Raw genomic sequence first — 19,723 nt, 5'->3', positions numbered from 1 at the left:
CCTTCGTCCACAAGCTCCACAGCCTCACATCATGAAGAATAAAAATCATGATCTTCAAGATACAAGGTAGGGCGGTGTCCATTCCATCTCGGTCGGCTACGGTCTGACGCGTGATGCGCGGCCCAGAGGGTCGATTGAATTTTGGCCAGGGACGGAGCGCCGTTGGCTACGCCGACGGCTGTGGAGTTTGGTCGCATGCGCGGCTTTGGCAGCGGCCCGGTCGACATCGGGTTAGGCCCGTTCAGAGCGGAATTAGGGACAAACGGCCGCCGCCGCGACATAGAGCAAGAGTGCTATCACTACCACTGCGGTAAATCCAAGATGGATCGCCAACACCGTTGCCAGAACTGCAGCCACTACGGAAGCACAGGCGTTGATGCCCCACGCCCAGGGCACCAGCGCTTCGGCGCTGGCGCCAACGCGCCCGAGTCCCAGTGGGAAGGGCATTCCCATCGCAAACGCGAGCGGTGCGACGAGCAGCGCGGAGATAGCGATCCTGGCTGGATCGGGCAGGGAAATCAGCAGTCGGAACAGAGTGGGGAGGATGGCCAGGTAGAGCAGGGAGATAAGGGAGATCGCGAAGACGGCCCTCGTCAGCAGGGACGGGCGACCTCTATTCCAGCGCGACCCTGGCGCGGGGCTGGGTAGGTGCGCTCCGCCCCCTTGCAGGCGCTGCGAATATCGGCTTCCCAGTCCGGCAAACGAGAGGAACGCGCATAGCACCACCGCAACAGCATAGAGCGGGTGACTCAAGAACAGGATGAACTTCTGGATAAACGCGATTTCGACGAACATGAAGGCGAAACCAATCGCGAGGAAATAGATAGCAACTCGCCGCCCGGATAAGGCCGCTGATGCAGTGGCGTTGTCGACAAGGGTTGTCGTTGACGATGGCGAGCTGTGAGCCAGGCGTTGGCGGCGCCTTATCATCCAGAGCGGAAAGAGGATCAATATCAAAGCTGCCAATGTGGCCTGAAGCAGGGTCGCAATCAGCACCGGGTAGCCCCATTCCAGCAAAGGCAACCCGCCTTGCTCCTTCAAGGCGAGGAGTTCGGGCAGCGAGCGCCATTTGAAGAAGTGAAAGAAGTACGGCTTGTCGTCCGTGGCGGGTCGAACATCGAACTTGTAGCGTGCCCAGAACTTGTCGCGATCGGGGCTCAGCAAGGCTTGCGCGGCTTCGAAGAAGTATGGCGTTTCAAGCACGTTGTAGCGATTCGCTTCCGCGGCGTGCATCCCGGGGTAGTATCCGACGTCGAATGAGCGCGCACGGCAGAAGTTCCGCAGTGCGACGATTTCCACGCCACTGAACTCTCCGTTCTTGACCAGCAGCGTCGTAGTCTTCCAGCCGCGGATCAGCACGAGCCGGCGGGAGGGTTGCGCCACACCGACGCCCTCCATGGCCAGCATCCCCGTCGCAAACAATTTCAGGATGTCGCGTGGCGGCAGCGTGACCCAGCGCGTAATCGCCAGCATGCCGCCTGGGTTGAGATGGCGAAGATAATCCTGGAACGCCTGCACCGTGTACAAATAGCTCTCGGAAAGCGCGTAAAGACCGGCCGACGTGGCGCTGAACGAATCCAGCAGCGCGACCTGGATGAGATCATAGCGCTCGCCGTGCCCAGCGATGAAGCTTCGCGCTTCGCCGGTAAAGACGTGAACGTTGGGTGCGCTGTAAGGCTTGCCGGAGAAGTCGGCAAAGCGGCCTTCCACCGCGTCGATCACCTGCGGATTCAGTTCCACCGCGTCGATTGCGCTCGCCTGGTGGTAAAGCGCCTGCAACACATCGGCCCCGGCGCCGCTGCCAAGTACCAAGACTCTGGGGCGCTCCAGCAAGTGGTAGGGAAGCGCGGAGGTGAGGTAGTCCAGATAACTGAGTGACTCGCGCTGTCCGTCATAGCGATTGAGCGCGGAGAGCCCGTCACCATCAGTAAACACTCCCAACTGTGGCGGCGGCTCCATGGTCGCGTTGAGGCTCAGCCCCGGTGCGTGGCGGAAAGGAATCAAAGGGCTTTCCACTACCGTGATGAGACCCAGTGGGCTCGAGCTTTCAGCGATCACGTGTGCGTCTTTGATGCGCAGTGTCTGGCTCAATTCCTTGTACTCGGACGGCCGTAGAGCGACCCAGTCGCGTGGCAGGATGGTCAGCGAAATGGCCGCGGCTCCCACCAACAGCACCGGCAACCAGTTTCGATGCCAGCGACACTCGATGCATGCCAGCGCCGCTGCCGCCAGACCCACACCGCCCAGGAGGCGAAGCGCATCCAGCGGAGCAAGGACAAATAGCGCAACGATGATGGCGAGGCTGCCTAATCCGGCTCCCACAATATCAAAACTGTAAATGCGGGGAATCTGATCATTGAACCGTGTGAAGGTGAGACAGACACTGGTCGCGGCGCAGAAGAAAGGGACGAACAGGAGCAGATAAATCAGCAGCAGGCGCAGCGGCTGCTGCGGATCCCACAGAATCTCCAGGGGGTTGAACGCGACGCGCTGGGCAAGCGCGAAAGAGGCGACCGCGGAAACGCCGAACAGAATGGCGCCGCCAGCGAACACGGCCGTAAACCTGGGCGCTAGCCAGCGCTGCGCTAACGCCACCATCGCACCGGCTGCACCGTATCCCAGCAGGGCGACACTGATCATCATATAGGCGAAGTGGTGCCAAAGGATGATGGAAAACAGGCGCATCAACAGGATCTCGTAGCCGAGCGCTGCGGCCGAGAGCAGGGAGAGGGCGAGCAAAGGCGCAGTGGGCATGATCGCGTGAATGGGAATGGATGCGGCATGAAGGATGCGCTCGACCAGAGACAAGGCAGGTGCACGGGATCGCCATGTCCATTTGCTCTCTCACACCTCATCCCTGAATCAGTGCCCGGCCAATGGCACGAATCTGACGGGCAAGATCTGTTTGGTGGAAATCGTTCCGTCGTCCGATTTTTCGATCAGCAGCAGGTACTGGGTCAGAAACTGCGCGCCCACCGGAATAACCATTCTGCCGCCCGGCTTCAATTGCCGCACGAGGGGGGGAGGGACATGGCTGGCAGCGGCGGTGACGATGATGGCGTCGTAGGGCGCGTGGGCTTCCCACCCGTAATAGCCGTCGCCCACCTTGGTTTCCACTTGCTTGTAGGCGAGCCGTTGCAGGCGCTCCTGCGCCTGCATGCCCAAGGGTTCGACGATCTCGATCGAATATACCGCTCGTGCCAGACCTGCCAGGATCGCCGCCTGGTAGCCGGAGCCGGTGCCGACCTCGAGCACGATATCGGTAGGCTTAATCACCATCAGGTCGGTCATCAGGGCAACAATGTAAGGCTGCGAGATTGTCTGGCCATAGCCGATGGGAAGCGGCCTGTTCTCGTATGCGTTGTGCTCCTGCTCGGGCGGAACAAATTTGTGGCGAGGCACCTGTTCCATGGCCGCCATGACGCGCGCATCGATGGCATGCCTGCCGGTTTCGGTGCGGGTGTCAGCAGTCAGTGCTGCGATCTCCTTGACCATTCTCGCCCGGCGTAGCGCAAAATCGTCGGCGGCGTGAACACCGGAATACAGCCACACCAATGCAATTGCTGGAATCAGGATGCGCAGCCAGCGCGTCATCGGTTTCACAATGGTCCCTGTTGCCTGACCTACTGTAATTCTACGCTCATGCGCGGGCTGGCTTCGCGTCAAACACGTCCGGCGGCCTGTCATGCATCAGGCCGGCCTCTCGCCATTTCCGAACTAGCAAACGTCCGCATCCTCCGCGCTGAGTGATTGAAGTACCATGGCGCAGCCGCACGTCCTGTGTAACTCATCCCGCGTTGCCCAGCCGGCAGTACTGAGCTCGACACCAGATCGGGATCCGGCGGAAAGTATCTGGGTCTTCCGCTTTGAGCCTTGCATCTTTTGCGGGGCAGCATGGGTGCAGCTTGTTCCATGTCCATGCCAAGCGTAAGTTGTTGATTTGACGAGAGCTACCGTTGCCACTGCCAGGCGTATCGTGTTTGGCCCGACGAATGGGAGATGCGTCGCCTGCCGCGGCCCGAACGTGTTGGTATTGGGAAGGACGTGCGCGCGATCCGACATCGCGAGCGAGGTCGAACCAGAAATGCGTGTTGAGCACGCCTGCCCAGTCCTAGCACGAGTCCCGCTCTACCATGCCAGCGTCGCTTCTCCGGCAATGTGGCCAATGGCCGCTATAAGGACCGAACAGCGGAGAACCAATGCGTTTGTCGCAAACGTCGTGTGTCGGTCCAATAGCGGCCGATTGGTGGTCTCGCGCGACCGGCCGGAGTGGGTCTCGCGTGCTGACTGTCGTGAGAACACCAGGGCTCGATCAACGTGCGATCAGCGACCAGCGCGCGAAGCCGAGAAATCCCTCGGCTTCTCCGTAGGCCAATCCTGCCGAACACGCTTGCCCGGTCCGGATTGGACGCCGACTGCATTCCTTATGCGCCGCTGCCGTACGGCTGCGTGATGATCTCGAGATTGTGGCCGCTCGGATCTTCGAAATACGTGCCTCGACCGCCATCGTTCGTATTGATCTCGCCCTGCCGGCGGTGAGAGGGATCCGCCCAGTAGGGCAATCCGCGGCTCTGTATTCGCGCAAGAATGCAATCGAACTCGGTCTCGCTCACCAGAAACGCATAGTGTTCCGGCCGCGTTTGATGATCATCGCTGTAGAAGTCCAGCGTGACGCCGTTATCCAGTTGCACGGCAAGGAACGGGCCGAATGGCTTCGGCTCGGGAAGTCCGAGTATTTCTGCGAGAAATGCCGCCGATGCATCCCTGTTCCGCGCGTACACGATAGTGTGATTAAGCGTGATGCTCATGTTCGCTGCTCTCCTTTCGCCGCTCGCGTGACAGTGCCTGTTCACGGTGCCGGCCGGCATCATCGCCCAACCCGCACGCCGTCCCTCGCGCAACCGCTGAACGTTGCGCCAATCAGTGCGGCTGACCGAGGCATGCATCGGCGACGTCGACGATCGGCTCGCTATCGGCGTGGGCTTCGGGAAACCGATCGACACATTTGATCTGCAGTAGCGTCCACCATGTGCCTGGCGGATCGTGGCCAAGCCACATTACCGTCGCGGCCGCTTTGGTTCGAAGCCTCCATCGCTGCCAGTCGGCGCCCGTTGGTGAAAAATGGCCCTGACTGTCCGTGTATTGGCCTGGGTCCAGATCGTAGCGTTTCAGGTAGGCCGGATTAAGGCGCTCATCGAGCGTAACCTGCCCACCATGGGCGATGCGCGCCCGTTCCCGTGTCTCGTCCTGACTGAATTCGCTCACCGCGCGGCTGACGACCGACAACTCGAACAGCAGCGCTGCACCAGTTGCCAGACATGTCGCGGCAATGCAGAGCACGAGCAGCCAAAGAATCCGCCGTCCGACTGTCAGTGTGCGTGCCATCAATCCCTTGGCCTCGCAATGTGATGAAAACAACTCGTGCCGTTCCAGCGCGGAATTTCAGCAGACGTTTCCGCTCCCCTCTTTAAACGATACAACTTCACGTGCCGGTGGTCCAGACCGCTGCGATGTTCCGGGGCCTCGACACGGCGGCAATATGAACTGAAGTGGGATGCGTCAGGAAACCATGCAGTGGTGAGCGCCAACGTGGAATGGTGCCGCGGATATTGCATCGGAACGGTAGTTAGTCCGGATGGCAGCTTTTCACTCTGCGTGAGGGCAGCAAGACAACGAGCGTCTGTCTTTATGCCGGCGATGACCAGCGGCACATCGATACGGAGAAAGAGCTTCGCGGCCACTGGCAATGTCTCGCGGTCTTATCCCCTTATCCCCTCTCGGGGCCTTGCACAATAGCGCTCGACCACCTGGTGACGTTAGTGGGTATCTGGCAGTAGTCGGTCATGAAGCGACCGTCGCTGCCCTAACCCGAAAGGCCGCTACGTTAGCATTGGCCGCGGGGAGACCGCTAGTTACTGCAGATTTTTCGCGAGTTGGCAGCGCAAGGTATCTGCCATCTTCTGCAAGATGTCCGGCAAGAGTACCTGCGCTTCAAGCGGGCCCATCACGGAATAGCCCGATCCCAACTCGCCGTCGATAACATACAATCGGCTATCGCGACGTTAAATGGTCAACTTCAATCGAATCGTAGCGGTGGTCGACGATGACGAATCAGTTCGCCGTGCCCTCAAGCGTGTGCTGCACTCTTTCGGGGTAGAGGCGGAGACTTTTCCAAGGGCGAGACATTTCTGAGCACGCTGTCGTCGGGAGCTTCGTGCCACCCCGCCTGCGTGATCGTGGACTTCCAGATGCCAGGGGTCGACGGGTTGGAGCTGCTGCGCCGTCTGGCCCCGACTGGCGTGCCCATCATCTTCATGACCGGGCACGACGATCCGGCCGTTCGCAATAAGGCTTTCGCTATAGGTGCTCCAGGCTACCTGAAAAAGCCGTTGGACGGCGTCGCATTGATTGGGGCTGTGGAAAAAGCGCTAGAGCTACCCGTACTCCCAAAAAGCTCTTCGCCCAGTTGGGGCTGAATGTCCGGTTCAAGGCTTAATCCAACCATACATGCCCAGATGGCGGCCGTCCGAAAAGGGTCCGACTACGGTCAATTGCACCCGGTCGCCGCCGATCTTCTTCAATCGCCTGTCCTGCGCCTGGATGGTTATTCGGGCTGCAGCCGTGCGGACGAGAGTGGCGCGCCATTGTCATATCCGATTTCACGGTCGAAAGGCTGCAGGCCGTCAGTCAGATAGATAGTCACTTTGGGCGTGGCGACCTTCGGGCGGACGCCCGCGCAGGCAATGTCGTCCGCGCGGGGGATGGCTATGGTGGAGGAGAATCGTTGTGCTGTGGCGATCACCGCCTGGTCAGCATGCGGACGATCTTCTGCACGATGAACTCATGCTGCTCCAGCGCCTCATCGAGCGTACGTGCTCCGTAGCTCCTGTTGTCTCGCGCTTCCATTCCGGCGACGCGCGTCACGAACAGCGAACCCTCCCCGGTTTTCGGTTCGGACACACCGCGGAAGCGGGTGGTGACCGTCACACCGGATTCGTCCAGCAGCGTGCGACGGAAGATCAGTTCGTTCTCTGTCATCCAGCGCGACCACTCGCCGCGATCGAACACCTCGACAGGTCTGTTCTTCGCATCGAGGACATAGAAGCGTTCCCTGCCGGACGGGACGGAGCGTGATTTCATATTTCAATGCGAAGGCGTGAGCAGGAAGCCGATCACCTCCCGCCACCAGGTTTCGTCGACGCGGCCGATCCAGTCGTTATGTTCAGCCGCCTTCACCACTATCAGTTGTCTCGGTTCGGCCAGCGAGTTGTAGAGCGCTTCGCCGAAGCGCGGGGGGACGATGCTGTCGCGCTCCGCAACCACGACGAGAACAGGGCGCCCGAACGACGCCATATGGGTCACGCTGTCGTATCGGTCGCGCAGCAGCCATTTCACGGGCAGCCACGGATAGTGATAAGCGGCGACGTGCTCAAGCCGATCCCATGGCGTGATGAGCAGCAAGCCAGCGGTCTTGTCGCGTTCACGCGAGCCGGCGGCGGCCGCCACGCCGGCCCCGAGCGATTCGCCGATGAGCAGCAGCGGCGCGCCATAGAGCCGATGCGCCAGCGCGATGGTCTGTTGGGCATCACCGACCAGACTCTCTTCGCCCGGCGTGCCGTCGCGCGGCCCGTAGCCTGGATATTCGGCGAGGATCACGCGCAGCCCGAGCCGCGTGAGCGCTGCGGCGTAGAACGAGCGGTGTCCGGCGTGCCCGGCATTGCCATGAAAGACGATGACGGTGGCGCGCACGGATCCGACGGGCTCGGCCACGAGGCCCCGGAACGCCTCAGGTGTCGGCCAGGCGCGAAGTACGCTGGAAACGACGTCCCCGGTTGCAGCCTTCTCAGGGAAGTAGATAAAACGATCCTGCAAGATGGCGACTCCAGCGAACACAATCAGGCACGCAACGGTGAGACGCAGCATCAACCCGGTGAATTTCATCGCCTTGAGCCCGATCCACCGATCGTTTCAGTAACGAACCCAGTTTAGCGCGCATTGACCACCGCTTATGTCCATGCGTGTCGTCGCGAGCCACGCGCTGACGGCGCCGGGAGGGACGGCTCCAAGGCAACGGGCAGCTGGCAACGACGCCCCCGCTTGCACAGTGAACCGTGGACCAGTCCTGTGCTGCATACTTCAGTGAATCACACCGCCGAAAGCATCGACGGCGAGCGGCCTTGTCGTTTCAATATTGGACCGGACCCGGCCATGAACAGCCGTTGGCCCGCTCGCTCACGCGGACGTTCGAAGGGCCGCTCTTCACGGTTCAACGGACCATCGTGCGCGGTTCAGTTCGATCGGGTCTTTGCCGCCGGGAAGCTACGTAGCTATTGCGAGCTGGATACTTCAAAGTTATTTCTTGGATCCGCAGGCATCTACCACCGGCAATAAAAATTACTCCGGTGCCTGCGCCCATCATGCGCCCGAATTCCTCGCCCGACTCGGGCAAATAGGTTTGAACCTCGCGCGGCAGATTTTTCGGCAATGCCTCATGCGGCGTCCATCGGCGCCACAAAACCCCTACCTGCGTGCAAACGCGGATCTCAAACGCGGATCGTCGCCAGCGCCTGCTTAGCGAAAACACCACCTTGCACCTCATTTATGGTGCGAGTATATTGAATTACACCATCAACTATTTCTATGCGATATTAAATGACTAACGATATCCTGTTGTCCAATCACGGCCGCGTTGCGGTCATCACGCTCAACCGTCCCGAAAAGCTGAACGCGTGGACGACCCCCATGCGTAACGCGATCATCGAGGCACTGGATCGCTTCGACGCCGACGACGAAGTGGCGGCGATCATCATGACGGGCGCCGGCAATCGCGCCTTTTCGGCCGGGCAGGATCTGTCGGAGGCGCACGATTTCGATGGCGAGCGCGCGGTCGCCTGGGTCAAGGAATGGCAGCGTTATTACGCTGTCCTGCGCGGCCTGAAGAAGCCCCTGGTCATGGCACTGAATGGCACCGCGGCGGGCTCGGCGTTTCAGGTGGCACTGCTTGGCGATATCCGGATCGGTCACCCGGGCGTACGCATGGGCCAGCCGGAAATCAACGCGGGGATCGCGAGCACGACCGGCCCGTGGATCATGAACTCAATGCTCGGCATGTCGCGCACCATCGAACTGACGCTCACAGGCCGCCTGATGGACGCCGAGGAATGCAAGAACATCGGTCTGATCCACCACGTCGTGGCGGAAGAAAAGGTCTTCGAAAAAGCGCTCGAAATCGCCACTGAACTCGCCAACAAGCCGCCGGTCGCGATGCGTCTGGACAAACAGCGTTTCCGTGAAATGACTGAAGCAGGCTTTCAGGACTGTATCGAAGCGGGCATCCGCATCCAGCGCGAAGCCTACGACTCGGGCGAGCCCGCCCGCATGATGGAAGAATTTTTCCGCAAGCGCGCGAAGTGAGCTGAGCGCAGTCCGATTCATCCCGCCACTCATCGAGCAGGAGACCACAGCAATGACGCAAGACTTCAACGAAAAGCGGCGCCGCATGTTGCAGGGTGCGGGGGCACTCGCGCTCGCGGGCGCAATGCCGGTACTGGTACGCGCCGACGACAAGCAGATCGTCGTATCGGATCCTGGTGGTCCATACACGGCGGCCTACCGTCAGGCTTTCTACGATCCGTTCGAGAAGGCGACCGGCATCAAGGTGGTGAGCGTGGCGCGCGAATCGCAGCCGGTCGCGCAATTCGAGGCGATGGTGAAGACCCGGAATTATGTGTGGGACGTGACGACCCTCACGCTCTCCGCCGACATTCCGTACCTCGAATCGAAGGGCCTGCTGGAGCCGATCGGCCTGAAGCCCTCGGACTTCCCGGACGTGATGCCTGAAGCGGTGACCAGTGACTGGCTCGGTGTCGACGTGTATTCGACGGTGCTCGCGTACCGCACCGACAAGTTCCAGAACAACGGTCCGAAATCGTGGGCGGACTTCTGGGACGTCAAGCGCTTTCCGGGACGCCGCTGTCTGCGCCGCAGCCCGCTCGACACGCTCGAGCAGGCATTGCTGGCCGACGGCGTGACGCTCGACAAGCTCTATCCGCTCGACGTGGACCGCGCTTTCAGGAGTCTCGACAAGATCAAGCCGCATATCGCCATCTGGTGGACGTCGGGCGCGCAATCGATGCAGGCGATCCAGAGCGGCGACGTCGACATGATCTCGCTGTGGAATGGACGCGCGCAATCGGCGATCGACGCCGGTGCGCCGGTCAAGATCGTCTGGAATCAGGGCTTGTATTCGATCGAAGGCTGGGGCATTCCGAAGGGCACGCCGCACGCCGACATGGCCAAACAGTTCGTGCGCTTCTGCGCCGATGCGAAGCGCCAGGCCTTGCTCACCCAGACGCTCGCTTACGGTCCAACCAACCGCAAATCGTTCGACGCGATTCCGCCGCAGCGCGCGCCTTTGCTGCCGACCGCGCCGGACAACATCCGCAATATGAAGCTGCCGAGCCCGCAGTGGTGGCAGGACAACCGCCAGAAGGTCACGGAACGCTTCAATTCATGGATCATTTCGTAAAGGTGCCACGATGAGCGCAAAGCTGGAAGCAATCGGCCTTTCCAAGCGCTATGGCAACACCGTCGCACTGGAGCCAACCAGTTTGACGGTGCAAGCCGGCGAGTTCCTGACGCTGCTGGGTCCTTCGGGCTCGGGCAAGACCACGTTGCTGCAGATGATCTCAGGCCTCGTCGCACCCAGCGCCGGACGCATCGAGATAGACGGGCGGGATGTGACGCACGTCGAACCCGGCAAGCGCGGCATCGGCATGGTGTTCCAGAGTTATGCGCTGTTTCCGCATATGAGCGTGTGGGATAACGTCGCGTACGGCTTACGGATGCGACGCAAGTCGCGCGACGAGGTGCGCGAGGCCGTGGACGGCGCGCTCGCGATGGTACGCATGAGCGAATACGGGACGCGTTTTCCGAAGGAATTGTCTGGCGGACAGCAGCAGCGCATTGCACTCGCGCGCTGCTTCGCCTATCGGCCGTCGGTGATTCTGCTCGACGAGCCGCTCGGCGCACTCGACAAAAAATTGCGTGAGCACATGCAGGCGGAAATACGGCGCCTTCACAAGGAACTCGGCGCGACTTTCGTCTATGTGACGCACGATCAGGACGAAGCGCTCACGCTGTCGGACCGCATCTGCCTGATGAACGACGCGCGCATCGAACAGATCGGCACGCCCGCAGATTTATACGACCGACCGGCGACGCGCTTCGCGGCGGGCTTCATCGGCCACTCGAATCTGCTCGAAGGCGCACTGGCGGACGCACCCGATGCGAGCGGCGAGCCGATCCTGCTCGCGGCCGGCGGCCGCATTCCGCTGCCGCGTACCTCGACGATCGGGGCGGCCGCCCGTCATACGCTGCTGCTGCGGCCCGAGGCGCTGCAATTTGTCGAGCCGAAGCACGGTTTCGTCGATGCCTGCATCGACGACGTGGTGTTCTTCGGCAGCGACACGCACGTGCAGCTGTCATTGCCCGACGGCAGCGAACTCATGGCGCGCTGCGCGCGCACGCTGAGCCCGCGAGTCGGCGATACGGTGGGCCTGATCTGGGATCCCTGCCGCACCACGCTGCTGCATGCATGACGGTTCGCGCCGCAAAGGAATTCTCATGACCCTCGCTACACGCGTGCTCAGCCCGACCGATACGCCCCGGCGACACAGCACGTGGCTCGCAGCTTCGTTGCGCATCGCGCCGGCGGTCCCCACGCTGCTATTCCTGCTGGTTTTTTTCATCGTGCCGGTGGGGGAAATCCTGCAAGGCGGACTCGTCAACAGCGACGGCACGTTCGGCCTCACCCAGTTTGCCCGCATCGCGCACACGCCCGTCTATGCGAAGGTGCTATGGATAACCTTCGCGATCTCGCTGCTCACGGCGGCGTTCTCGGTGGTGCTCGGCTATCCGGTCGCCTATCTGCTGAGCCGCGTGTCGGAGCGTGTGCGCGAGCGCTGGCTGCTCTGGATCATGCTGCCGTTCTGGACCAGCTATCTGGTCAAGACGTACGCGTGGATGTTGCTGCTGTCGAAGACGGGCGTTCTTTCCACGATCGCGCTCGCGCTGGGCCTCGTACATGAGACGACCGGAACGATTCCGTCGCTGACGGGCGTGCTGATCGGCATGGTGCATTCGATGCTGCCGCTCGCCGTCATGACGATGCTGCCGGTGATGCGCGGCATCGACGAGCGTTTTTCGCAAGCGGCCGAGACGCTCGGCGCCGATCGCAGCACGAGCTTTTTCACGATGTTTCTGCCGCTCTCGTCGCCGGGTGTGGCGGCCGCGGGCCTGCTCGTGTTCGTCTCCAGTCTCGGCTTTTTCATCGTGCCTTCGCTGCTCGGCTCGCCGCGCGAGACGATGATCGCGCAACTGGTGATTTCAGCGGTGCTCGAACTGTTCGACATGCATTTCGCCGGCGCGCTCTCTACCGTGCTGTTGATCTGTTCGATTGCGATTTTCTTCCTGTACGACCGCGTGGTTGGCCTGACGTCGCTGACGGGGGAAGTGCGTGAGCGTGTCCGTGCGTCGCGTGCGCAGGGATTCAAGCTCGCGCTGCTGATCTGGGCCGGGCGGATCTGCGCGCCGCTGGTCAGGCGGCGCGGCACGGCCCAGCGCACCGGCGGCGTGCGTGTATTCAGCCCGCTTGGCCTCTTCACGGTAGCGATCCTGATCGTGCTGGTCGTGCCGGTGCTGTCCGTGATTCCCTATGCATTCACGAGCGGCGACTTCATCGCCTTTCCGCCGAAGCTCTTCAGTCTGCGCTGGTTCGGCACCTTCCTCAGTTCATCGGTCTGGCAGAGCGCGGTGATCCGCTCGTTCGAGGTGGGGTTCGGCACGGCGGTACTGTCGGTCGCGCTGGGTTTCGGCGCGACGCTGGCGATGACGCGCATGTCGCAGCGCGCCGTCAAGCCACTGTTCGCGCTGATGGTCGCGCCGCTGATCGTGCCGCGCATCGTCGTCGCGGTTGGTCTGCTGTATCTGCTGAGCCGCTTCGGGCTGACCGGTACGAACACCGGTCTGATCATCGGCCACACGGTACTGGCCATTCCGTACGTCGTCGTGACCCTCGCGGCCGGCTTTCAGCGCTTCGACTGGCGCCTCGACGACGCCGCCCGCGTGATGGGCGCGTCGTCATCGCAGCGCATTCGCACGGTGGTGTTGCCACTGCTGATGGCGAGCGTGAGCGCCGCGTTCCTGTTCGCTTTCCTCGTCTCGTTCGACGATCTGACGATCGCCATCTTCGTGAGCGGCGGCATCAATACCACGCTGCCCAAGCAGATGTGGGACGACATTCAACTGGCGATCACGCCGACATTGGCTGCGGTTTCGACGACGCTCGTCGTGCTGATCGCGCTGGTGATTTCGGTGTCCGCCTGGCTCAAGCGCCGCGCGCGTTGACCCTGCAAGCTCGATAAACGATAAGACATGCATTGCTATCCAGACTACTTTGAGCACCGTCATCCGCAAGACGAACTCGACTGCGTGCCGCTGTTGGCGGCCGGCCTCAGCGCCGATCCGGCGCATATTTTCCTGCATTACGAAGACCGCGCAGTTCGCTGTGCGGAAGCGGCCGCGCATATCGCCCAACTACAGGCGTGGTTCGAGCGCTGCGAGCTCGCACAGGGCGACCGCGTCGCGGTGATGCTCGGCAATAGCCCGGAGCATATTTATTTGATCTATGCGCTGATGCTGAGCGGCATTGTGTGGGTGCCGGTCAATACGCGGCTGCGTGCGGCGGGTCTCGAATATTTGCTTCAGCATGCCGAGCCGAAGCTGCTCGTCATCGACGAAGAGTTCGATGCGGTGACGGCGCAGATCGATTGCGGCAACACGCGGCTCACGCGTTTGCCGGCCTTCGATGCCGCCGCGGCGGCGCCCACGCTGCGCACGCCGGTCATCGGCGTACATAAGCCGCTTTGCATCATCTACACGTCCGGCACGACGGGCGCGCCCAAAGGCGTGCTGTTCACGCACCGGATGATGCGCATTGCCAGCGAAGCCGCCTTGCGGGTGGCCGACGTGCGGCAAGGCGACTGTCTTTTCATGTGGGAGCCGCTGTGCCATATCGGCGGCGCTCAGATGTTGCTGCTGCCGTTCCTCGTGCCGGTCAGTCTCCACGTGGTGCCGCGCTTTTCGGCCTCGCAGTTCTGGTCGCAGGTGACGCAAGCGGGCGCGACGCAGTTGCATTATCTGGGCGGTGTGCTCGACATCCTGATGCAGTTGCCGCCCGACGAGCAGCCACGTGACCATGCGCTGCGCGTTGGATGGGGTGCGGGTGTAGGGGCCGCCGCGTGGCACGCCACCGAGGCGCGGCTGGGCGTACGGCTGCGCGAATGCTACGGCATGACCGAATGCTCGAGCTTCGCGACGCTCAATGCAACCGGCAAACCCGGCTCGATCGGCAAGGTCCTGCCATGGTTCGACCTCGAATTGCTGGATGAGCACGGGCGCCCGGTCGCGGACGGCGAGCCCGGCGAAATCGTGTTGACCAGCAAAGTGGATGGCGCGCTGCTGCCGGCGTATCTGAAGAACGAAGAGGCGACCCGCGCCGCGTTGCGCGGCGGCAAGTTGCACACCGGCGACCACGCGCGACGTGACGCGGACGGCGATCTGTTTTTCATCGGACGGGGAACGGACAGCATGCGCGTACGCGGCGAGAACGTGTCGGCATGGGAGATCGAACGTGTTTTTGCAGGGCATCCGGCGATCAAGGCGAGCGCGGCAATCGGCGTCGCGTCGACGATCGGTGAACAGGACATTCTTCTGAACGTGCAGTTCAAGGGCGCGGCGGTGGAATGGGAGGCCTTGCATGCGTGGGCCGGCGAGCGCCTCGCAAGCTTTCAGCTGCCGCGCTATTACCGGGCGGTCGAGCAGTTCGAATTGACGGCCAGCGAGCGGATCCGCAAGCATCTGTTGTCGCGCGATGTGTGCGATGCGTGGGATCGACTGGCGCGTTGACCTCGCCACGTGGGCGAGAGCGGATTGCACTGACGTTTATCACATTCCAGGAAAATCGATGTGGTATGCAATAATATCTATTCGCCACAAAGCAATTCCGGGAATGAGAACGTGAAACCCGCCCAGCCGACAAACCGCCGCAAACGCACCACACCGCCCGCCGCTCCCGGCGAGGAAATGGCGAGCGATCCAACGCAATCCTCGCTGTACGTGCAGTCGGTGGAAAAGGCCATGCGGGTACTGATTGCATTCGACGGCAGCAAGCGGCAGTTATCGCTTTCAGAAATCTCGGTGCTGACCGGCTTCGACATGAGCGCGACGCAACGCTTCACGTTCACCCTGGCGGCGCTCGGCTATCTGTTCAAAGATCCGGACAGTCGCAAGTACGAATTGTCGCCCAAGCTGCTCGATTTCACTTACCACTATCTGACCTCCAACGAACTAGTGAGCCGGGCCACGCCTTATCTTCAGCAACTCGGGTCCGAAACGGAAGAGGCCACCAACCTGACGGTGCTCGACGACATCGACATCGTATTCGTACTGCGCATTGTCAGCCGCAATGTCTTCAACGCGCATGTCATCACAGGCTCGCGTCTGCCGGCTTATTGCACGGCGCCCGGCCTCGCGATCCTGGCCACGTTATCCGATGGTGAGGTCGACGATATCCTGTCGCGTACCAATCTCGTCCAGTACACCGCGTCCACCGTGCATCAGCCGCGCAAGATCAAGGAGCGCCTCGTGCACATCCGCAAGCAGGGCTATGCACATACCGAGGACGAGTATTTCGTAGCCGACATATCCACTGCCGCGGCGATTACCAACGCGCACGGTCGTGGCATCGGCGCGGTCAACATCGCGATCACGCGTTCGCGCTGGCAGGCGGATCGCGACGAGAAGCGCTTCGCGGATCTGGTTGTTTCGACGGCTTCGGCTATTTCCGTACGTCGGCGCGTGGACTAGATATTTGCTTCGGCGATCCCCGCGCAGTCAGAACTTCGGGGATCGTCAGAATTCGGTTACAGGGCGCCTTTCACGAAGTGCTTTCCGGTCAACCTTGCCCGATTGCGAACTCGGCAGTTCATCGAGGAATTCGATCACTTTCGGGTAACCAAATTGCGAATGCGCGGCGCGCACAAATTGACGAATACTGTCGGCCGTCTCCGCGTTGGCGTTGAATCTGCCGGCAAGAACGATGTACGCCTTTACGCGTGACCCGCGTTCCGCATCGACGACGCCGATTACGCCGGCTGCTTCGACAGCGGGATGCCGGCAACACACCTCCTCAACTTCGAACGGGCTGATGCGATAGCCGGATGCCTTGATCACGTCGTCCTTGCGCCCGACGTACCAGTAGAAGCCATCGCTGTCACACGTGGCCAGATCATTGGTGTGGAACCAGTCGCCACCGGTTATGGCACGCGTGTCGTCTGGGCGGTTCCAGTAGCCCAAAGGAAACTGCGGATTACTGCGTGCGCGCAGACAGATTTCGCCTTGCTCGCCGACGCCCACTTCTTTCTCTGAATCGTCCAGCAGTCGCACGTCCCACCCAGGCACCGGCCTGCCCATCGAGCCGGGCTTGACCATCAGCCCGGCAAAGTTGCCGATCATCGGATAGGCCTCGGTCATGCCATAGTTCTCCAGCACTTCGACGCCAAATTGCTGGCGAAACCAGTTAGCCTCGGCCTGGCCCAGGGGCTCGTTCGCGCTGCAACAGATCCGAAACACCTGGGGGAACCGGGAGCCTGCATCGGGCACGGTTTTTCATCATCAGGCGCAGACCGCTCGGGTTGAGAAACACGTTGGTCACTGCATGACGGCTGAGCGCGGCGAGTAATCCATCGGGATCGTAGCGTTTCGACGACACGTGCACGAGGTTGACGGCGCCGTAGCGCCACGGGCCCAATACCTTGTACACGCCCCATGCCCAGTCGCCCATCCAGTAGGAACGCTCGCCTTCACGCAGGTCCTGGCAAACCTCGAACTCGTTATGACCGATTAGTCCGCGATGCGGCGCTACAACGCCTTTCGGCTTGCCCGTTGAACCGGACGTGAAATAGATGAGCGCAGGGTCGTCGGGGCTCGTATCGGCCGTATCGAATGTGCTGGCGAACGCGTTGATCGCGGTGGCTTCATAGCGCAGCGTGAGACGGGTGCCGTCTAGTGCACGTGTCGCATTCGCGTCGTCGACGATCAGCAGCGCAACCTGCGCGTTCAAGAGGCGATAGGTCAGCGAGTCGTCGCTCCATAACGTGGCCATCGGCACGCCAATCGCTCCAAGCTTGAGAACGCCGATGATCGCAGCGGCCGCTTCAACGGATGCACTCATCAGCACGGCCACGCGATCGCCCGGTCGCACGCCTTGCGCGGCGATCGCGTTCGCAAAGCGATTGGCGAGGGTCTGTATCTCGCCCCAGTAGACGAAGCGATCCGCGAGAGATGCGCCGGTGAGGATCATCGCCAGCTTGTGCGGATCGTGCTTGTCGCATACGTCTCGTGCCACGTTGTAGTGCTCAGGAACATGCCACCGATAGTTTCGATACCACGTTTCGTAGCGTTGCCGGTCGTCACTCGTAGCGTCGTTGTTTTTTTCGCGTTGGACTGTTTAGCGTAAAACATTTCAGATTTTCCGATTCAGCGTGAAGAGAAATGTGCATGCGTGCGAGACATTCTCGTGCCCGCTGTTTCCGGGAGCAGGACGATTGGCACGAGTACCAGCAGTCCGACCGCGGACATATAGAACGCGGGCGCTAGCGGCGCGTGCGTATGGACGACAAGATACTGAGCCACAAACGGCGCGGTGCCGCCGAACAGCATGTAACCGAGGTTGTAGCCCAGCGCGGCGCCCGTGTAGCGGACCTGCGTCGGAAACAGTTCGCACTGCACCACGGCGACGACCGACGCCGTAAGCGTGAGGAACACCGCGATCAGCGCCTGGCCCAGGATCGCATTCAGCATGCCGCCTTGCGCCGCCAGCGAAGGCCGGCAGGCCCCCCGTGGACATCGTAGGTACCGACGGGTCGCCCGATACGCGGCTGCAACTGAACCAAGGTCGTGCGGACGCAGCCGTGCAGGGTGCCGAAACAATCGTCTATCAGAACTCGATCGAGAACAATCGCTACGCGATCGTGGGCACACCGTTCATGGTTCAACAGATGGGACTCGGATTCGACAAGCAGGATCCGCAGTTTGGAGATGCGCTCAAGAAGGCGCTTGCTGCGCTCGTCTCGGATGGGACTTATCAGAAGCTGGTCAGCAAGTGGGGCCTCAACGATAGCGCGATCAGGCAGCCCATGATCAACGGGCAGCCCTGATCGCCTTGCAGCTTCTTCGACATCGAACCCGAGGTCGGAAAGCCTTCGAGGCGCGGCGACTGACGCCCCGTCGCTGACTCACTCCCGGGCCCACAAGGCGTGCCGCGTCCTCGAGCACTTGAGCCTCGGTTCGGAACCTTGTTCGTGATTGTGGACCACGTGGTACCGAATGTCGTTCAACGTGATTCAAAGGAAGGTTCGATTTCATCGAACAAGGTCGGGTGCACGTGTACTTCCAAATCGCGTCGCCTAGAAACGGCGGGTGGCCCGACGCCAAGCGGATTCGGGGGTCAACTGTTTTGTGTACCGCATGGTCTACGATAGATCAAGGCAATGAGTGCGTCCCCGTCTGACTAACTGGTTCCTGACGAGAAACTGCGTGGCCGCAAAGCGGAAGCGTTGCGCGGCACGGAGCGAACAAAGTCTTTGGGCTTTCTTGACCTCAGAGGTGTTCCATGCTTCAAGACAGCGACGTCGCAACTCGGATCCCAGCGCAAGACCTCGCTCGCGCAAGATCTTTCTACTCGAGCAAGCTCGGCCTTGAGCCGCTGGAAGAACGGGCTGGTGGCCTCCGCTACAAATGCGGCAGGGGCTACTTCACACTCTTTCAGTCGTCTGGCTCGGCCTCAGGTACTCACACACAAATGGCTTGGGAGGTCGATGACATCCAGGCAACCGTTAGTGAGCTGCGACAGCGTGGAGTCGCGTTCGAAGAATACGATCTTCCCGGCCTCAAAACGATAAACGGGATCGCTGATATACAAGGGAATTACCCGTCCAAGGGTGGGGTCGGCGAAAGAGCTGCTTGGTTCCGAGATAGCGAGGGCAACCTCCTCGGCATTGGGCAACCGCTTAAGTGAGCAGGCCGACGCCGTGCCTCAAAGCGCCGCTTAGGGTCAAAGCAGGCTATCGGTCCAAGGGAATCGACTGTTGTCGATTTCTTGACTCCCCGCTCGTCGTGCGTATGGGCGGTCGTGTTGCGATTCGCTGCAGACCGGCACCTATAGTCCGTATGGGAAAAAGGAGATTGCGAATGACTTACGTCGATGGATTTGTTGTCCCCGTGCCTACAGCCAACCGCGAAGTTTACAGACAGTTCGCCGAAAGAGCGGCGGCCGTCTTCAAGGAGCACGGCGCGTTGAAGGTGGTCGAATGCTGGGGAGATGACGTGCCGGAGGGCAAGGTGACGTCGTTTCCAATGGCGATCAAGCGCAAGGATGATGAGACGGTGGTGTTCTCCTGGGTTGTCTGGCCGTCGCATCAGTCGCGAGACGAAGGAATGAAAGCGGTAATGGCCGACCCGCGGCTGCAACCAGACAAAAATCCGATGCCTTTTGACGGCCAGCGGCTAATCTATGGCGGTTTCGAAGTGATTGTCGACGCGTGATGGCAGAAAAACATGGCGTGGGGGGGGGGGGGGGGGGGGACCCCCCCCCCCGCGCCGG

Annotated in this window: 20 protein-coding genes; 10 read left to right on the top strand and 10 right to left on the bottom strand. The window is 61.2% G+C overall.

Annotated elements, in window-relative coordinates; genetic code table 11:
- Window positions 1-252 precede the first annotated feature (252 nt).
- The 4 genes from P0D73_RS33750 to P0D73_RS33735 all read right to left on the bottom strand — a co-directional run bounded on the left by P0D73_RS33750 (window position 253) and on the right by P0D73_RS33735 (window position 5,385).
- Window positions 253-2,754 (bottom strand): spermine/spermidine synthase domain-containing protein, encoded by a 2,502-nt coding sequence (locus P0D73_RS33750; RefSeq protein ID WP_408318206.1) that lies wholly within the window; start codon window positions 2,752-2,754, stop codon window positions 253-255.
- A 108-nt stretch (window positions 2,755-2,862) separates the two neighbouring features.
- On the bottom strand, window positions 2,863-3,633 hold the full coding sequence (locus tag P0D73_RS33745; protein ID WP_408181277.1) for a protein-L-isoaspartate(D-aspartate) O-methyltransferase: 771 nt from the start codon (window positions 3,631-3,633) through the stop codon (window positions 2,863-2,865).
- Window positions 3,634-4,424: 791 nt separating this feature from the next.
- Window positions 4,425-4,808 (bottom strand): VOC family protein, encoded by a 384-nt coding sequence (locus P0D73_RS33740; protein ID WP_408181271.1) that lies wholly within the window; start codon window positions 4,806-4,808, stop codon window positions 4,425-4,427.
- Window positions 4,809-4,920: 112 nt separating this feature from the next.
- Entirely contained in the window at window positions 4,921-5,385 is a 465-nt protein-coding gene (locus P0D73_RS33735) for a hypothetical protein (protein ID WP_408294902.1), read from the bottom strand.
- 845 nt (window positions 5,386-6,230) lie between these two features.
- On the opposite strand from P0D73_RS33735, the gene P0D73_RS33730 reads away from it, so the two are divergent.
- Window positions 6,231-6,476, top strand: a complete 246-nt coding sequence (locus tag P0D73_RS33730) for a response regulator (protein WP_408318186.1) — start codon at window positions 6,231-6,233, stop codon at window positions 6,474-6,476.
- Window positions 6,477-6,604: 128 nt separating this feature from the next.
- Here P0D73_RS33730 and P0D73_RS33725 read toward each other — a convergent pair whose 3' ends face one another.
- The 3 genes from P0D73_RS33725 to P0D73_RS33715 are packed head-to-tail and all read right to left on the bottom strand — an operon-like array spanning window position 6,605 to window position 7,941.
- Window positions 6,605-6,802 (bottom strand): hypothetical protein, encoded by a 198-nt coding sequence (locus P0D73_RS33725; RefSeq protein WP_408318188.1) that lies wholly within the window; start codon window positions 6,800-6,802, stop codon window positions 6,605-6,607.
- A complete protein-coding gene (locus tag P0D73_RS33720) occupies window positions 6,799-7,140 on the bottom strand; it encodes a hypothetical protein (RefSeq protein ID WP_408318190.1) in 342 nt (113 codons plus the stop codon). The genes P0D73_RS33725 and P0D73_RS33720 overlap by 4 nt, the downstream gene beginning before the upstream one ends.
- 3 nt (window positions 7,141-7,143) lie before the next feature.
- Entirely contained in the window at window positions 7,144-7,941 is a 798-nt protein-coding gene (locus P0D73_RS33715; RefSeq protein ID WP_408318192.1) for an alpha/beta hydrolase, read from the bottom strand.
- Between the two features lie 711 nt (window positions 7,942-8,652).
- Between P0D73_RS33715 and P0D73_RS33710 the strand changes: the two genes are divergently transcribed.
- The 6 genes from P0D73_RS33710 to P0D73_RS33685 all read left to right on the top strand — a co-directional run bounded on the left by P0D73_RS33710 (window position 8,653) and on the right by P0D73_RS33685 (window position 15,927).
- The gene (locus P0D73_RS33710; protein WP_408183420.1) at window positions 8,653-9,414 is read left to right on the top strand and encodes an enoyl-CoA hydratase/isomerase family protein; all 762 of its coding nucleotides are present in this window, start codon (window positions 8,653-8,655) and stop codon (window positions 9,412-9,414) included.
- Between the two features lie 52 nt (window positions 9,415-9,466).
- Complete coding sequence (locus tag P0D73_RS33705; protein ID WP_408183422.1) at window positions 9,467-10,528, top strand: ABC transporter substrate-binding protein; 1,062 nt, start codon at window positions 9,467-9,469, stop codon at window positions 10,526-10,528.
- A gap of 10 nt (window positions 10,529-10,538) precedes the next feature.
- On the top strand, window positions 10,539-11,600 hold the full coding sequence (locus P0D73_RS33700) for an ABC transporter ATP-binding protein (protein ID WP_408318194.1): 1,062 nt from the start codon (window positions 10,539-10,541) through the stop codon (window positions 11,598-11,600).
- A gap of 25 nt (window positions 11,601-11,625) precedes the next feature.
- A complete protein-coding gene (locus P0D73_RS33695; protein ID WP_408318196.1) occupies window positions 11,626-13,407 on the top strand; it encodes an ABC transporter permease subunit in 1,782 nt (593 codons plus the stop codon).
- A gap of 27 nt (window positions 13,408-13,434) precedes the next feature.
- Entirely contained in the window at window positions 13,435-14,967 is a 1,533-nt protein-coding gene (locus P0D73_RS33690) for an AMP-binding protein (protein WP_408318198.1), read from the top strand.
- Between the two features lie 177 nt (window positions 14,968-15,144).
- Window positions 15,145-15,927, top strand: a complete 783-nt coding sequence (locus tag P0D73_RS33685) for an IclR family transcriptional regulator (RefSeq protein ID WP_408183436.1) — start codon at window positions 15,145-15,147, stop codon at window positions 15,925-15,927.
- A 45-nt stretch (window positions 15,928-15,972) separates the two neighbouring features.
- On the opposite strand, the gene P0D73_RS33680 is transcribed toward P0D73_RS33685, so the two are convergent.
- From P0D73_RS33680 to P0D73_RS33670, 3 genes are all read right to left on the bottom strand, one after another.
- Window positions 15,973-16,692, bottom strand: a complete 720-nt coding sequence (locus P0D73_RS33680) for an AMP-binding protein (RefSeq protein WP_408434846.1) — start codon at window positions 16,690-16,692, stop codon at window positions 15,973-15,975.
- Entirely contained in the window at window positions 16,640-17,467 is an 828-nt protein-coding gene (locus P0D73_RS33675) for an AMP-binding protein (protein ID WP_408318200.1), read from the bottom strand. Before P0D73_RS33675 ends, P0D73_RS33680 begins: the two co-directional genes overlap by 53 nt.
- Window positions 17,468-17,598: 131 nt before the next feature.
- Complete coding sequence (locus tag P0D73_RS33670) at window positions 17,599-17,922, bottom strand: MFS transporter (RefSeq protein ID WP_408183429.1); 324 nt, start codon at window positions 17,920-17,922, stop codon at window positions 17,599-17,601.
- Window positions 17,923-17,960: 38 nt separating this feature from the next.
- Between P0D73_RS33670 and P0D73_RS33665 the strand changes: the two genes are divergently transcribed.
- The 3 genes from P0D73_RS33665 (at window position 17,961) to P0D73_RS33655 (ending at window position 19,665) form a co-directional block, all read left to right on the top strand.
- Window positions 17,961-18,278: a type 2 periplasmic-binding domain-containing protein gene (locus P0D73_RS33665; protein ID WP_408183431.1), complete on the top strand. Its 318-nt coding sequence runs from the start codon at window positions 17,961-17,963 to the stop codon at window positions 18,276-18,278.
- Window positions 18,279-18,733: 455 nt separating this feature from the next.
- On the top strand, window positions 18,734-19,138 hold the full coding sequence (locus tag P0D73_RS33660; protein ID WP_408183432.1) for a VOC family protein: 405 nt from the start codon (window positions 18,734-18,736) through the stop codon (window positions 19,136-19,138).
- A 173-nt stretch (window positions 19,139-19,311) separates the two neighbouring features.
- Entirely contained in the window at window positions 19,312-19,665 is a 354-nt protein-coding gene (locus P0D73_RS33655) for a DUF1428 domain-containing protein (RefSeq protein WP_408183434.1), read from the top strand.
- The last annotated feature ends 58 nt before the right edge of the window (window positions 19,666-19,723 follow it).

Source organism: Paraburkholderia sp. RL18-101-BIB-B, assembly GCF_046026985.1.
Classification (GTDB): Bacteria; Pseudomonadota; Gammaproteobacteria; order Burkholderiales; family Burkholderiaceae; genus Paraburkholderia.
The sequence above is the reverse complement of the archived record's forward strand: the minus strand, read 5'-3'. Positions and strand labels throughout refer to the sequence as shown.

Excerpts from the sequence above, each read along its gene's own strand:
- P0D73_RS33750 (WP_408318206.1), bottom strand. The coding sequence starts at position 2,754 with ATGCCCACTGCGCCTTTGCTCGCCCTCTCCCTGCTCTCGGCCGCAGCG.
- P0D73_RS33740 (WP_408181271.1), bottom strand. The coding sequence starts at position 4,808 with ATGAGCATCACGCTTAATCACACTATCGTGTACGCGCGGAACAGGGAT.
- P0D73_RS33735 (WP_408294902.1), bottom strand. The coding sequence starts at position 5,385 with ATGGCACGCACACTGACAGTCGGACGGCGGATTCTTTGGCTGCTCGTG.
- P0D73_RS33720 (WP_408318190.1), bottom strand. The coding sequence starts at position 7,140 with ATGAAATCACGCTCCGTCCCGTCCGGCAGGGAACGCTTCTATGTCCTC.
- P0D73_RS33715 (WP_408318192.1), bottom strand. The coding sequence starts at position 7,941 with ATGAAATTCACCGGGTTGATGCTGCGTCTCACCGTTGCGTGCCTGATT.
- P0D73_RS33710 (WP_408183420.1), top strand. The coding sequence starts at position 8,653 with ATGACTAACGATATCCTGTTGTCCAATCACGGCCGCGTTGCGGTCATC.
- P0D73_RS33705 (WP_408183422.1), top strand. The coding sequence starts at position 9,467 with ATGACGCAAGACTTCAACGAAAAGCGGCGCCGCATGTTGCAGGGTGCG.
- P0D73_RS33700 (WP_408318194.1), top strand. The coding sequence starts at position 10,539 with ATGAGCGCAAAGCTGGAAGCAATCGGCCTTTCCAAGCGCTATGGCAAC.
- P0D73_RS33695 (WP_408318196.1), top strand. The coding sequence starts at position 11,626 with ATGACCCTCGCTACACGCGTGCTCAGCCCGACCGATACGCCCCGGCGA.
- P0D73_RS33690 (WP_408318198.1), top strand. The coding sequence starts at position 13,435 with ATGCATTGCTATCCAGACTACTTTGAGCACCGTCATCCGCAAGACGAA.
- P0D73_RS33685 (WP_408183436.1), top strand. The coding sequence starts at position 15,145 with ATGGCGAGCGATCCAACGCAATCCTCGCTGTACGTGCAGTCGGTGGAA.
- P0D73_RS33670 (WP_408183429.1), bottom strand. The coding sequence starts at position 17,922 with ATGCTGAATGCGATCCTGGGCCAGGCGCTGATCGCGGTGTTCCTCACG.
- P0D73_RS33660 (WP_408183432.1), top strand. The coding sequence starts at position 18,734 with ATGCTTCAAGACAGCGACGTCGCAACTCGGATCCCAGCGCAAGACCTC.
- P0D73_RS33655 (WP_408183434.1), top strand. The coding sequence starts at position 19,312 with ATGACTTACGTCGATGGATTTGTTGTCCCCGTGCCTACAGCCAACCGC.